The sequence below is a fragment of the Streptomyces malachitofuscus genome, assembly GCF_055571035.1.
Window position 1 is genome coordinate 101,441 of the sequence record NZ_JBVIGA010000004.1, and the last position, 13,388, is coordinate 114,828.

Genomic DNA, 13,388 nt, shown 5'->3' on the forward strand with positions numbered 1-13,388 from the left:
GGGCCGCGCCCCCGGCCCCCGTCTCCGCACCCCTCGTCACTGGTCCCGCGCCAGCCCCAGCCGTGCCCGCAGCCCCGTCGCCCGGTCGTCCGCCGCCACCGCCGCGGCGCCCGCCGTGACCGTCTCGTAGACGGACAGGATGTCCGCGCCGACGGTCGACCAGTCGAAGCGGCGGACGTGGGCGCTGCCGCGCTCACGCAGCTCCGCGCGGCGTCCGGGGTCGTCCAGGAGCCGTACGGCGGCGTCGGCGAGGGCGTCCGCGTCCTCGTTGGCGAACAGTTCGCCGGCCGCGCCCCGGTCGAGGACCTGGGCGAACGCGTCCAGGTCGGAGGCGAGCACCGGCGCGCCCGCGGACATCGCCTCGACCAGGATGATGCCGAAGCTCTCGCCTCCGGTGTTCGGTGCCACGTACAGGTCGATGCTGCGCAGGAAGCGGGCCTTGTCCTCGTCGCTGACCATGCCGAGGAACTCCACGCGCGGGCGCAGCTCGCGCGGCAGCGACTCGACGGCCTCCTTCTCGTCGCCGCGGCCGGCGACCAGTAGCCGCGCCCCCGGACGGGCGGCGAGGATCTTCGGCAGGGCCTTCATCAGCACCGGCAGGCCCTTGCGGGGCTCGTCGATGCGGCCGATGAAGCCGATGGTGTCCCCCTGCCACTCGGGACGGGGCTCGGCCTTGGCGAAGAAGTCGACGTCGACACCGTTGGGGATGACCACCGCGTCGCCGCCCAGGTGCTCGACGAGGGTGCGGCGGGCGTACTCGCTCACCGCGATCCGCGCGCTGATCTTCTCCAGGGCGGCCTGGAGGATGGCGTACGCGGCGATCATCGCGCGGGAGCGCGGATTGGACGTGTGGAAGGTGGCGACGATCGGCCCCTCGGCCGCCCAGCAGGTCAGCAGGCCGAGCGAGGGTGACGTCGGCTCGTGGATGTGGACGACGTCGAAGGCGCCCTCGTGCAGCCAGCGCCGCACCCGCGCGGCGGACAGGAAGCCGAAGTTGAGCCGGGCCACCGAGCCGTTGTACGGCACCGGCACCGCGCGGCCGGCCGAGACGACGTACGGCGGCAGCGGGGTGTCGTCGTCGGCCGGGGCGAGGACGGACACGTCGTGACCGAGGCGGATGAAGTACTCGGCCAGGTCGCGGATGTGGAACTGGACGCCACCCGGTACGTCCCAGGAGTACGGGCAGACGATGCCGATCCTCACGAGGTCCCCTCCCGGTCCTTCTCCAGGGCCGTCGCGGGGTCCCGCGCGGGGTCGAGGTCCTTCAGCCACAAGCGCTGCAGCATGTGCCAGTCCTCCGGGTGGTCGGCGATCCCCATGGCGAAGGCGTCGGCCAGCGCCTGTGTCATCACCGACGTCTTCTCGGGCCGCGTACCTGACACGGGGACCTCGACCGGCGGGTGGACGCGGCCCCGCATCACCGGCGAGTCGCCGTACCAGAGGGTCACCGGCAGCAGCCGGGCGCCGGTCTGCTGGGCCAGCAGGGCGGGTCCGGCCGGCATCCGGGCGGTCTCGCCGAAGAAGTCGACCTCGACCCCGGAGGAGGACAGGTCGCGGTCGGCGACCAGGCAGACCAGTCCGCCGTCGCGCAGCCGCCGGGCCAGGGTGCCGAAGGCGGAGCCGCCGCTGTGCGGGAGCACCTCCATGCCGAGGCTCTCGCGGTAGGCGACGAACCGGTCGTAGAGCGTCTCCGGCTTCAGGCGCTCGGCGACGGTGGTGAAGGGTATGCCCAGCTTGGTGGTGACCCAGGCGCCGGCGAGGTCCCAGTTGGCGAGGTGCGGCAGCGCCAGGACGACGCCCTTGCCGGCCGCCATGCCGTCGGTCAGGTGGTGGAGGTCCTTGACGTCGAAGGCGTCCGCGATGCGCTCACGGCTCCAGGAAGGCAGCCGGAAGGACTCCATCCAGTAGCGCAGATACGACCGCATGCCCGCGCGGGAGAGCTCGGCCAGCCGCTCCGGCCCCGCGTCCGGCACGACGCGCGCGTAGTTGCTCTCCAGCCGGAGCACACCCTTGCCGCGCTGTTTCCACGCGACGTCGGCGATGGTCCTGCCGAGGCGGACGGCGACCGGCTCGGGGAGTTTCCTGACGGTGCCCCATCCGGCGCCGTACAGGGCGTCGGTGAGCCGTTCCTGGGCACTCACTTCGCGGCCTCGCTCCCCCGCGTCTCCTGCGCCTCGGCGGACTCGGCCGCCTCGGCCGCCTCCGCCTCCGCGGACTCGCGGCGCACCGTGACGACCCGCTGGATCAGCGTGACCAGACTGCCCACGGCGACGACCCACAGGGCGACGGGCAGCAAGTACTGGATGCCGGGCACACCGAAGGCGTGCAGGCCCGCGAGGCCGGCCGCGACCAGCGAGATCACCAGCCGCTCGGCACGCTCGACCAGACCGTTGACCGCGACCGGCAGGCCGATCGACTCGCCGCGCGCCTTGGTGTACGACACCACCTGGCCGCTGGCCAGACAGAAGATCGACACCGCGCAGAGCGCGTTGTTGTCGCCGCCGCCCGCGTACCAGAGGGCGAAGCCGCCGAAGACGGCACCGTCCGCCACCCGGTCCAGGGTGGAGTCCAGGAAGGCCCCCCAGCGGCTGGACCGGCCCAGCTGGCGGGCCATGTTGCCGTCGACCAGGTCGGAGAAGACGAACAGCGTGATCACGACCGTGCCCCAGAAGAACTCGCCCATGGGGTAGAAGACCAGCGCGCCGGCGACCACACCCGCGGTGCCGATGAGCGTGACCGTGTCCGGGCTGACCCCCCGCCGGATGAGAAACGCGGCGAACGGTGTGAGGACACGCGTGAAGAATGCACGCGCGTACTTGTTCAGCATGGCCTTCCCGACGGTCGGTGTGGCCGCATGGCCCCTGCTGGCCACCGGCGGGCCCAATCGTAGCCACGCGGGCGCGCGGGCGAGGGCCGGGCACCCGAGCACACCCCGGGGACCGGGCGGGGGGCACGCTTCGGTACCGCCGTGAACAGGGCGGACGCCGGGATCGCGTCCTTCGTATGGACGCACCGTGACGGGAGTGGAAAGCTCGAATGACCGCGGGCGCCGCCGGAGCCGCACCGCACGCGGGTTCCTCGGGTCCGCGCCCACAGTGACCTCACCGTGCACGGGAGGCAGGATCATGGGCGACAAGGCGCACACACACCCCGGAGCCGCCGGCAGGGCACAGGCGGCCGACCACCCCGCGTCCGTACGGAATGTGGTGCTGGTCGGCCACTCCGGATCGGGCAAGACGACCTTGGTGGAGGCTCTCGCGCTGACCGCGGGGGCCGTGAACCGGGCGGGCCGCGTGGAGGACGGCGGCACCGTCTCCGACTACGACGACATCGAGCACCGGCAGCAGCGTTCGGTGCAGCTCTCCCTGGTGCCCCTCGCATGGGACGGCATCAAGATCAACGTACTGGACACCCCCGGATACGCCGACTTCGTCGGGGAACTCAGGGCCGGTCTGCGAGCGGCGGACGCGGCCCTCTTCGTCGTCTCGGCCTCGGACGGCGTGGACGGGTCGACCCGCATGGTGTGGGACGAGTGCGCGGCGGTCGGCATGCCGCGTGCCATCGTCGTCACGCACCTGGAGGCGGCCCGCGCGGACTTCGAGGAGATGACGCGGGTCTGCGCGGAGGCCTTCGGTGGGGACGACCCCGACGCCGTGCTGCCGTTGTACCTGCCGCTGCGCGGCCCCGAGGGGCCCGACGGGCACGCGCCCGTGCACGGTCTGATCGGGCTGCTGTCCCAGAAGCTGTTCGACTACTCCGGCGGCGAGCGCAAGGAGTCCGAGCCCGGCGAGGAACAGCTGCCCCTCATCGAGGAGGCCCGCGGCCGGCTGATCGAGGGGATCATCGCCGAGAGCGAGGACGAGACCCTCATGGACCGCTATCTCGGCGGTGAGCAGGTCGACGTCGGAACGCTGATCGAGGACCTGGAGCGGGCGGTCGCGCGCGGGGTGTTCTTCCCCGTCCTGGCCGCCGCCCCCGCCGCCGAGGGCGCCCGCCAGGGCCTCGGCACGGTGGAGCTCCTGGAACTCGTCACGCGCGGCTTCCCCACCCCGCTCGAGCACACCACCGTGCGGGTGACCACGGTGGACGGCAAGCCGCGCGAACTGAAGCCGTGCGATCCGGACGCGCCACTGGTCGCCGAGGTCGTGAAGACCTCCTCCGACCCCTACGTCGGCCGCATCTCCCTGGTCCGGGTCTTCTCCGGCACCCTGCGCGCCGACCAGACCGTGCACGTCTCCGGGCACGGGCTCGCCGACCGGGGCCACGAGGACCACGACGTCGACGAGCGGATCGGCGCCCTGTCGACCCCGTTCGGCAAACAGCAGCGGCCGGTGTCGCACGTCATCGCGGGCGACCTCGCGTGTGTGGCGAAACTGAGCCGCGCGGAGACCGGGGACACCCTGTCCGCCAAGGACGACCCGCTGCTCATGGAGCCCTGGGAGATGCCCGATCCGCTGCTGCCGCTCGCCATCCAGGCGCACAGCAAACCGGACGAGGACAAGCTCTCGCAGGGACTGGCCCGGCTGGTGGCCGAGGACCCCACGATGCGGCTGGAACAGAACCAGGACACCCACCAGGTGGTGCTGTGGTGCCTGGGCGAGGCGCACGCGGACGTGGCCCTGGAACGGCTGCGCAGCCGCTACGGCGTCCAGGTGGACGTCGTACCGCACCGGGTGTCGCTCAGGGAGACGTTCGGCGGCAAGGCGGCCGGGCGCGGCCGGCACGTCAAACAGTCCGGCGGGCACGGGCAGTTCGCCATCTGCGAGATCGAGGTGGAGCCGCTGCCGAACGGCTCGGGCATCGAGTTCGTGGACAAGGTGGTGGGTGGCGCGGTGCCGCGGCAGTTCATCCCCTCCGTCGAGAAGGGCGTACGGGCCCAGGCCGTCAAGGGCGTCGCGGCGGGTCACCCGCTCATCGACGTGCGGGTGACCCTGCTGGACGGCAAGGCGCACTCGGTGGACTCCTCCGACGCCGCCTTCCAGACGGCGGGCGCGCTGGCCCTGCGGGAGGCCGCCGCGGACGCGAAGATCCATCTGCTGGAGCCGGTGGCCGAGGTGAGCGTCCTGGTCGGCGACGACTACGTCGGCCCCGTGATGAGCGACCTGTCCGGCCGGCGCGGCCGGGTGCTCGGTACCGAGCAGGCGCCCGGCGGACGCACCGTCATCAGGGCCGAGGTCCCGGAGATCGAGATCGGCCGGTACGCCGTCGACCTGCGCTCCCTGTCGCACGGCACCGCCCGCTTCAGCCGCCGCTACGCGCGGCACGAACCCATGCCGCCGCAGGTTGCGGAACGGGTCAAGGAGGAGGCGCGCAAGGCCTCCTGACGCGCCGGGCGCGCGCCGGGGTCTCCCGGCGGGCGCCCGCGTACGCGCCCTGCCCTGGGGTGACTTCGGAACGCTTCACTCGTACCGGTGGGCCGCTCGGGCGGTCCGACGACGGACGACGCCCGCTGCGGATACGCTGAAGACCTGATCAACAGGTGTGCGCAGCAGGGAAGTCGGGAAGGCCGCAAGACGACAGTCGCGGCGATCGGGGGCGGGAATGACCGTTGAGAGCGGTTACGCGGAGTTCTTCGGTCCGCAGGTGCCGCGCACGGGCGACGAGGGGCAGACGCCGACCTTCGCCCTGGCCTCGGCGGCGTACCGGGACAACGAGGCCGAGGAGATACTCAAGGCCAACAACGAGTGGCACAAGTCGGAGGTCGGCAAGCCGCGGATCAAGCTGTTCCGGCCCAACCTGGGCGAGGCGTTCTCCAGGGCGATCATCGACCGGATGCTGGGAGCGGGACGCGCACCGCTCATCCAGTCGTTCGGCACCCAGCCGCAGGTGGTGGTGGAGCACTCGCTGGCGGCGCACCGCATCCGCCGCGAGCGGGACAACTGGCTGAGCGCCGTCATGGTCCTGTGCGGACTGCTGTTCCTGCCCGGTCTGCTGGTGTGGCTACTGGTCTTCCAGATCCGTACGACGATGGCCAGGCGCGAGGACAAACGGGCCGGCGCGCTGGCCACCACGCTGCTGGTCGCCGTGGGCGCCCTCGCCGTGCTGTTCCTGCTGCGCGTGCCGTTCGACGGGTTCTGGGGCTGGTACGCGCGTGCGTCGGTCGTCGCACCGGTGCTGGGCTGGTTCTGGGCCAAGCGGATCTGCGAGCGCACGGCCAAGGACCTGCGCGACCGCTGGGACAGCCTGCTCTCCGGCAGCAGCGTCGGGGCCAAGGTGCCCGAGGCGGTGCCGAGCAGCCCCGGCGAGACGGCGGCCGAGCAGCTGCGCCAGTCACTGGCCCGGCTCAGCGCCGAGCAGCAGTCCAACTCCGTCTTCTACGCCGGGCCCAAGGGCATACTCGGCATGGGCACCCGCTGGGGCAGCTGGCAGCTCGCCGAGGACCTGGTGCAGGCCGACCCGGAGCGGGAGATCCACCCGTTCCGCAGCTGGGACGTCATCAAGTCGATCCACGACCGGCTGCGAATGCTGGAGCGCGGACCGCTGAACACCGGCGGCTTCACCAAACCGTCGATACGGCACTGGATCGTCACGCCGATCGGGGAGAACGCCACGGCGGTGTCCCGGCCGGAGGGCACGGACGTCGAGGCGTACCAGATCAAGTCCCACGCCATACAGGACATCTGCAACAAGCAGCAGTTCGGGGCGGGCGACCGGCACTACCTGGGCGTGCAGTGGACGCTGTGGGACGGCCAGTTGGTGATCACCATGCTGATCACGGTGACCGTGCTGCACGAGACGCTGCGCATCGAGGTCACGGGGCACGCCCTGGGGCCGGTGCACTCGCTGTTCACGACGAAGCCGGCGGCCAAGGAGAAGGAGGTCCAGAAGTCGATCAAGTTCTGGGAGACCCGGAAGGTGAAGCTCCCGCTGGTCGACTCGGACGAGGTGGTGCGCCTGGCCGCCCGGGCGCCGCTGACCTGGTATCCGCCGCTGCTGTACTGGCTGGGCGGCAAGCTGAGCCTGCCCGAGCCGTTCGGTCTGCGTCACGCGTGGGCGGACAAGCCGTGGCGGCACCGGTTCATGGCGGACGACGCGTTGCGGGCGGCGGCGCCGGTGCTGCGGGTGGTGCACTCGGCGGCGATCAAGGTGCTGGAGGAGAACGGGGTGGACACGGAGAAGTTCGGGTCGCGGTCGTCGTTCCTCAGCACGGCGGTGCAGGACGCGTCGCCGCGGAAGGCCGACGTGTACGACGCGTAGGCCTCCGGCGGTGGGGCGGTGGGGTCGGGTACGTCACGGTTCCTGGGGGCTGCGCCCCCAGACCCCCGTCGGCCCTGAACGGGTTTCGTCTCAGACGCCGGACGGGCTGGTTGGTGCCGGACGGGCCGGCATCAACCGGCCGGCCAGGCGTCCGCGAGCATCTTTCGCGTGTCCGCGAGCAGCTGCGGCAGGACCTTCGTGTGGCCGACGACCGGCATGAAGTTGGTGTCGCCGCCCCAGCGCGGGACGATGTGCTGGTGCAGGTGGGCGGCGATGCCCGCGCCCGCGACCGTGCCCTGGTTCATGCCGATGTTGAAGCCGTGGGCGCCCGACGCCGCGCGCAGGGCCGTCATCGCCTGCTGGGTGAGCAGGGCGAGCTCCGCCGTCTCCGCCGTGGTGAGGTCCGTGTAGTCGGCGACGTGCCGGTAGGGCACCGTCATCAGATGGCCGCCCGTGTACGGGTACAGATTGAGCACCGCGTACACCAGCTCGCCGCGCCGGAGGATCAGCCCGTCCTCGTCGGACTTGGCCGGCAGCGAGCAGAAGGGGCAGCCGTCGTCGGCACCCGGGCCGCTGGGCTTGTTCTCGCCCTGGATGTAGGCCATCCGGTGGGGCGTCCACAGACGCTGGAACGCGTCCTGCGTGCCCACTCCCAACTGCTGCTCCGGCTCACTCGTCATGCGTGCAGCATATGGCGTTGTGAGGGGGCCGCGGAAAAGGCCCCCGGGATCGCTCCCGGGGGCCGAGCCCCGCGCGTGCGGGGACCCGCTCAAACCTGAATACGACGCTCGACCACATCAACGAGCTTCGCCAACGCCTGGTCACGCGGGATGCCGTTCTCCTGCGAACCGTCGCGGTAGCGGAACGACACCGTGCCCGCGTGCATGTCCTCGTCACCGACGATGATCATGAACGGGACCTTCTGCTTCTGCTGCGTGCGGATCTTCTTCTGCATCCGGTCCGAGGAGGAATCCACCTCGACGCGCAGCCCCTTGCGCCGTGCCTCGCCCGCGAACTCCTCCAGGTACCGCACATGAGCGTCACCGACCGGGATGCCCACCGCCTGGACCGGGGCGAGCCACGCCGGGAACGCGCCCGCGTAGTGCTCGAGGAGCACCGCGAAGAACCGCTCGATGGAGCCGAAGAGCGCGCGGTGGATCATGACCGGGCGGGTCTTGGAGCCGTCCGCGGCCGTGTACTCGAGGTCGAAGCGCTCCGGCAGGTTGAAGTCGAGCTGGATGGTCGACATCTGCCAGGTGCGGCCGATGGCGTCCTTGGCCTGGACCGAGATCTTCGGGCCGTAGAAGGCGGCGCCGCCCGGGTCGGCCACGAGCTCCAGGTTCTGCTTCTCGGCGACCTGGCGCAGCGTCTCGGTGGCCTCCTCCCATGCTTCGTCGGTGCCGACAAACTTCGTCTCGTCCTTGGTGGACAGCTCCAGGTAGAAGTCGGTCAGGCCGTAGTCGCGCAGCAGCTCCAGCACGAAGGTGAGCAGCTTGTCGAGCTCCTCGGACATCTGCTCGCGCGTGCAGTAGATGTGCGCGTCGTCCTGGGTGAAGCCGCGGGCGCGGGTCAGACCGTGCACGACGCCGGACTTCTCGTACCGGTACACGGTCCCGAACTCGAACAGGCGCAGCGGCAGTTCACGGTAGGAGCGGCCGCGCGCGTCGAAGATCAGGTTGTGCATCGGGCAGTTCATGGGCTTGAGGTAGTAGTCCACGCCCTCGTCGAGCTGCATGGGCGGGTACATGCCGTCGGCGTACCAGTCCAGGTGGCCCGAGGTCTCGAAGAGCTTCCCCTTCGTCGCGTGCGGGGTGTAGACGAACTCGTAGCCCGCCTCCTCGTGCCGCTTGCGCGAGTAGTCCTCCATGACCCGGCGGACGATGCCGCCCTTGGGGTGGAAGACGGCGAGGCCGGAGCCGATCTGCTCCGGGATGGAGAACAGGTCGAGCTCGCTGCCCAGCTTGCGGTGGTCGCGCTTCTCGGCCTCGGCGAGGAACTCCAGGTGCGCCTTCAGCTCCTCCTTGGAGGGCCAGGCGGTGCCGTAGATGCGCTGGAGCATGGGGTTCTTCTCGCTGCCGCGCCAGTAGGCGGCCGCGTTGCGCATCAGCTTGAACGCCGGGATGGTGCGGGTGGTGGGCAGGTGGGGACCGCGGCAGAGGTCCTTCCAGCACAGCTCGCCCGTCTTGGCGTCCAGGTTGTCGTAGATCGTCAGCTCGCCGGCGCCGACCTCGACGTCCGCGCCGTCGTCGTGCGAGGCAGAGCCTTTGAGACCGATCAGCTCCAGCTTGTACGGCTCGTCGGCGAGTTCCTCGCGGGCCTCGTCGTCGGTGACGACGCGGCGGGAGAAGCGCTGGCCGCGCTTCTGGATCTCCTGCATCTTCTTCTCGATGGCCTTGAGGTCATCGGGGTGGAAGGGCTTGTCCACGTCGAAGTCGTAGTAGAAGCCGTCCTTGACCGGCGGGCCGATGCCCAGCTTGGCCTCGGGGAACAGCTCCTGCACGGCCTGGGCCATGACGTGGGCGGTGGAGTGACGCAGGATGTTCAGACCGTCCTCGGAGGAGATCTCCACCCCTTCGACGGTCTCGCCGTCCCGGACCTCGTAGGAGAGGTCCTTGAGCTCGCCGGCCACGCGCGCGGCGATGACCGAGCGCTCGCCGGCGAAGAGCTCGGCGGCCGTAGTGCCCGTCGTCACCACGCGTTCTTCCCGCTCGGAATCGCGTTGGATGATCACACGGACGTCTGACACCGGTCTCTCCTGACTGAAGGCTGAGGGTGCGGCGCCATACCGGAGCGCACGCATGGGTGCGATCGTACCGACCCGGGGCCGCCCTCCGCGAAATCAGTCTCCGTCGTCGGGGCCGCAGGCCTCTCCGAAGAAGGCCGCGGTCTCGGCGTTCGCCTGGAGCGCCTTGAGCAGCCGGTCCCGCTCGGCCTCGTCGACCGGCACGGGCACCAGCTCCCCCGCGCCGGTGAGCCGGCGGAACCCTCCGCGGCTCTCCAGGCGCCCCCGCACGCGCACCGGCAGTCCGACGAGGTGCGCGTGTCCGGCGATGCGGTAGTCCTCCTCGCCGAGGGTGATCCGGACGTGGCCGACCTCGGCGCCGGCCAGCACCCGCAGCCGGATCATGCCCTCGCCGCGTGGTCCGGAGCGGTGCATCCGTACGACGGTGCCCGTGATCCGTACGGTGACGGACGGTTCCGCGCGCCGGTAGCGCAGGCCGGCCTCGCGCAGGGCGGGCAGGTCGCCGGGGGAGAACTCGACGGGCTCCGCGGCGACCGCGCAGCCCTCGGGCACACCGGCGGCGGGGGCCCAGGAGACGCCGACCCGGGCGCCCTCAGCGCCCCGGACCAGGGCGACGAGGGCCTCGGTGAGCTCATGGCTGACGCCTGCGGCGACGGCCGTGTCGAAGGCGTCCATGCCGCCGGTCGCGCGGCGGTAGTCGACGGCCTCGCGGGCGGCGTGAAGGGCGTGGTGGAGGCAGACGGCGAGGGACCGACCGGTGGTGACGGGGGCGAACGCGGTCAGTCGGCGGCCGCCCGGCGCGGGTCCGACGAGGACGGAGTCCAGCGCGGCGGCGGCCGGGCGGCGGTGCCGGGCGCCGTGGAATCCGGCCCGGGCGCGGGTGGCGAGGGCGGCGGCGAGCAGGGTGCGGCGGGCGGCGGAGCGCAGCTGTTCCTCGGCGGTCCAGGCGGTGGCGCCGCCGGGACCGGCCGGTATGTCACGCCACCAGTGGATCTCGTCGCTGGGCACGGCGAGGGAGAGCAGGATCTCGCGGGCGGAGGGGGTGCCGCTGCGGGACAGCGCGAGCAGGGCCTCGGTGAGCAGGTCCTCACTGTCGGGGAAGGCGCGGCTCACGGGTACCAGCAGGCTGGTGCCGGTGCCCGGTCCGGGCGGGGTCCAGCGGCCGTAGCGTCCGGTTGCGCCGCCGCGCCGCTGCCAGCCGTGGCGGTGCAGGAGGGCGGTGAGCACGGCGGGGTCGATGTCGGCCGGCTCGGGCGCGGTGCCGTCGAAGGGGGTGTCGGCCGGGTGCGGACGTACGGGCCGCAAAGGCTCTCCGGTCGGGCGGTGTGTCACGGTTTTCCTCCCGTCCCGACCCGCGTCATGATCTCGCACAGCGCCCGGTCGTCGAAGATGCGTGAGGTGGGGATCCGTACGGTGGTGCGGTGCCGGCCGGTGACCGGGTGTCCGGCGAGGTTGGTCCAGTAGCAGCAGTGCCGCAGATCGAGCCGGTCCTGGCCGGCGCGGAGCCAGTCGTCCTGCGAGCGCGGCACGATCATCACGACGAGGATCTTGTGCACCGTCACCGGTGTGCGGGCGAGCTTGGCCAGGTGGGCGTTGTCGAGCGTGAAGGAGAAGTAGCGGCCCGGCGGGTCGGGGGCGATCTGGTAGGTCGCCTTCAACTGCACCTTGATGGTGACCTCGTCGTCGACGGTGTGCCCGGCGGCGCTGTGGCTGACATGCCAGTCGATGCCGTTGTCGGGGAAGGGCTGCGAGAGTGAACAGCCCGCGGCCGCGGCGACGGCGTGCAGATAGCCGACCTGCAGCGTCTCCATGCAGGCGGTGGTGGCGAGGGTGCCGCGAGCGGCCGGCGTGCGCTCGGGCAGCAGCCCGCCCCGTTCGGGCTGCGCGATGGCCATGACCAACAGCCTTCCAGAACAGTGGTGTCCCCGTACGGGTCCCTGAACTGCGGCGACCCGTACTCCTGTTGTCTCCTTCCGGCGTACGGTGCAAACAGCCCGGGTATCACCGGATCGGGCAGTGGACGGTGCGTCAACTGCTGATGGTGAACGAGGGGTTGTTGGGTATGGCGTGCTGGTATGAGGGGCCGTTGGCCGCTTTCGACACGGAGACGACGGGTGTGGACGTCGAGACCGACCGGATCGTGTCGGCCGCTCTCGTCGTCCAGGACGCTCCGGGCACCCGGCCGCGGGTGACCCGTTGGCTGGTGAATCCGGGGGTGCCGGTGCCGGCCGGGGCGACGGAGGTGCACGGGCTGACGGACGAGCATCTGCAGCGCAACGGCCGCTGGCCGGCACCGGTGATGTACGAGGTGGCGGAGGCGCTGGCCGAGCAGGCCCGGGTGGGCCGGCCGCTGGTGGTGATGAACGCGCCGTTCGATCTCACCCTGCTGGACCGGGAGTTGCGGAGGCACCGGGCGTCGTCTCTGGGCCGCTGGTTCGAGCGGACGCCGCTGCTGGTGCTGGACCCGTGGGTGCTCGACAAGCACCTGGACCGCTATCGCAAGGGCCGTCGCACGCTGACCGACCTGTGCGCGCAGTACGGCGTCGAGCTGGAGGCGGCGCACGACGCGGCGGCGGACGCGGTGGCCGCTCTGGAGGTCGCGCGGGCGGTGGGGCGGCGCTTCGCGTCCCGGCTGGAGCGGCTGTCCCCCGGTGAGCTGCACACCCTGCAGGCGGTGTGGCACGCGGCGCAGGCGCGGGGTCTGCAGGCGTGGTTCGCGCGCAGCGGCACGGAAGAAGTGGTCGACCCGGCCTGGCCCCTGCGCCCGGATCTGCCCGCGGCGGCGTGAGGGCACGGCCGGGCAGCAAAAAGCCGGTCCGTCGGTGACGGACCGGCCTTCCCGGTGGGCGATACTGGGTTCGAACCAGTGACCTCTTCGGTGTGAACGAAGCGCTCTCCCACTGAGCTAATCGCCCGGGAACGCACTGAACAATACAGGTCCGGGGACGCTTCCTTCAAACCGCTTCCAGGTGTGCGGCCAGTCCGCGCCGGCCGGCCCGCATCATCCGTGCGTGGTTGACGCGGAAGACGGGCCGGCACGGCACGGCGAGCAGGCGCAGCAGCGGCTTGCGGACGTCGACCTCCTGCTCGTAGTGGGCGAGGCAGCCGTGGGCTCCCAGGGGGGTGACCGTCCAGCGGGCCCAGCCGTCGAGGTCGCCGGACAGGCCGGCCTCCAGTACCCCGGTCTCCCGGTCGCGCCGCCCCTCCCGCACGGTCGAGGTCAGGTCGTACGGCAGGAGGGAGCGGATGGTGACGATGCCGCTGGTGTCGTCGAGGCGGGTGACCTCGCGCACCTGCGGCCACCACAGGGGGTAGTCCTCGATCCGTTCCAGTGCGCCGTACACCGTGGCCGCGGGCGCGGACAGGGTCCACAGACTGCGGAAGCGGTAATGGTTCCAGTCCATGGACGCAGTGTTCCCGCCCGCGCCCGGTATGTGCGCGACAGGCC

Annotated in this window: 11 protein-coding genes and 1 tRNA gene; 3 read left to right on the forward strand and 9 right to left on the reverse strand. The window is 71.5% G+C overall.

Translation table 11 applies throughout. The annotated features are described in order from the left end of the window. Window positions 1–36 precede the first annotated feature (36 nt). From ACZ44S_RS07130 to pgsA, 3 genes are read right to left on the reverse strand one after another with little or no spacing between them, the layout of a single operon-like run. Window positions 37–1,203, reverse strand: coding sequence for a glycosyltransferase family 4 protein (locus ACZ44S_RS07130; RefSeq protein ID WP_466925389.1), 1,167 nt, complete (start codon window positions 1,201–1,203; stop codon window positions 37–39). After that, window positions 1,200–2,141 (reverse strand): phosphatidylinositol mannoside acyltransferase, encoded by a 942-nt coding sequence (locus ACZ44S_RS07135; RefSeq protein WP_466925392.1) that lies wholly within the window; start codon window positions 2,139–2,141, stop codon window positions 1,200–1,202. Before ACZ44S_RS07135 ends, ACZ44S_RS07130 begins: the two co-directional genes overlap by 4 nt. Then, window positions 2,138–2,884, reverse strand: coding sequence for a phosphatidylinositol phosphate synthase (gene pgsA, locus ACZ44S_RS07140; protein ID WP_466925394.1), 747 nt, complete (start codon window positions 2,882–2,884; stop codon window positions 2,138–2,140). The genes ACZ44S_RS07135 and pgsA overlap by 4 nt, the downstream gene beginning before the upstream one ends. Before the next feature lie 241 nt (window positions 2,885–3,125). Between pgsA and ACZ44S_RS07145 the strand changes: the two genes are divergently transcribed. Then, window positions 3,126–5,324 carry an elongation factor G-like protein EF-G2 gene (locus ACZ44S_RS07145; RefSeq protein ID WP_466925396.1) on the forward strand — a complete coding sequence of 733 codons (2,199 nt, stop codon included), beginning with the start codon at window positions 3,126–3,128 and terminating at the stop codon, window positions 5,322–5,324. Between the two features lie 217 nt (window positions 5,325–5,541). Next, a complete protein-coding gene (locus ACZ44S_RS07150; RefSeq protein ID WP_466925399.1) occupies window positions 5,542–7,197 on the forward strand; it encodes a hypothetical protein in 1,656 nt (551 codons plus the stop codon). A gap of 131 nt (window positions 7,198–7,328) precedes the next feature. Here the strand turns inward: ACZ44S_RS07150 and ACZ44S_RS07155 are convergent, their stop codons facing one another. The 4 genes from ACZ44S_RS07155 to ACZ44S_RS07170 form a co-directional block, all read right to left on the reverse strand. After that, window positions 7,329–7,877 carry an HIT family protein gene (locus tag ACZ44S_RS07155; protein ID WP_466925401.1) on the reverse strand — a complete coding sequence of 183 codons (549 nt, stop codon included), beginning with the start codon at window positions 7,875–7,877 and terminating at the stop codon, window positions 7,329–7,331. A gap of 89 nt (window positions 7,878–7,966) precedes the next feature. Further along, window positions 7,967–9,943, reverse strand: a complete 1,977-nt coding sequence (gene thrS, locus ACZ44S_RS07160; protein WP_466925402.1) for a threonine--tRNA ligase — start codon at window positions 9,941–9,943, stop codon at window positions 7,967–7,969. 93 nt (window positions 9,944–10,036) lie between these two features. Beyond that, on the reverse strand, window positions 10,037–11,272 hold the full coding sequence (locus tag ACZ44S_RS07165) for a hypothetical protein (protein ID WP_466925404.1): 1,236 nt from the start codon (window positions 11,270–11,272) through the stop codon (window positions 10,037–10,039). Next, complete coding sequence (locus ACZ44S_RS07170; protein ID WP_466925407.1) at window positions 11,269–11,835, reverse strand: DUF4365 domain-containing protein; 567 nt, start codon at window positions 11,833–11,835, stop codon at window positions 11,269–11,271. Before ACZ44S_RS07170 ends, ACZ44S_RS07165 begins: the two co-directional genes overlap by 4 nt. A 167-nt stretch (window positions 11,836–12,002) precedes the next feature. Between ACZ44S_RS07170 and ACZ44S_RS07175 the strand changes: the two genes are divergently transcribed. After that, complete coding sequence (locus ACZ44S_RS07175) at window positions 12,003–12,728, forward strand: 3'-5' exonuclease (protein ID WP_190167181.1); 726 nt, start codon at window positions 12,003–12,005, stop codon at window positions 12,726–12,728. Window positions 12,729–12,783: 55 nt separating this feature from the next. Here ACZ44S_RS07175 and ACZ44S_RS07180 read toward each other — a convergent pair. Together ACZ44S_RS07180 and ACZ44S_RS07185 are read right to left on the reverse strand one after the other, a co-directional pair. Then, window positions 12,784–12,855, reverse strand: a tRNA-Val gene (locus tag ACZ44S_RS07180). A 39-nt stretch (window positions 12,856–12,894) separates the two neighbouring features. Continuing rightward, window positions 12,895–13,344 (reverse strand): SRPBCC family protein, encoded by a 450-nt coding sequence (locus ACZ44S_RS07185; RefSeq protein ID WP_190167182.1) that lies wholly within the window; start codon window positions 13,342–13,344, stop codon window positions 12,895–12,897. Window positions 13,345–13,388: the final 44 nt, after the last annotated feature.

Bases quoted from the DNA above. Each gene is read 5' to 3' on its own strand.
- ACZ44S_RS07145 (WP_466925396.1), top strand. From the start codon at position 3,126: ATGGGCGACAAGGCGCACACACACCCCGGAGCCGCCGGCAGGGCACAG.
- ACZ44S_RS07150 (WP_466925399.1), top strand. From the start codon at position 5,542: ATGACCGTTGAGAGCGGTTACGCGGAGTTCTTCGGTCCGCAGGTGCCG.
- ACZ44S_RS07155 (WP_466925401.1), bottom strand. From the start codon at position 7,877: ATGACGAGTGAGCCGGAGCAGCAGTTGGGAGTGGGCACGCAGGACGCG.
- ACZ44S_RS07170 (WP_466925407.1), bottom strand. From the start codon at position 11,835: ATGGCCATCGCGCAGCCCGAACGGGGCGGGCTGCTGCCCGAGCGCACG.
- ACZ44S_RS07175 (WP_190167181.1), top strand. From the start codon at position 12,003: ATGGCGTGCTGGTATGAGGGGCCGTTGGCCGCTTTCGACACGGAGACG.
- ACZ44S_RS07185 (WP_190167182.1), bottom strand. From the start codon at position 13,344: ATGGACTGGAACCATTACCGCTTCCGCAGTCTGTGGACCCTGTCCGCG.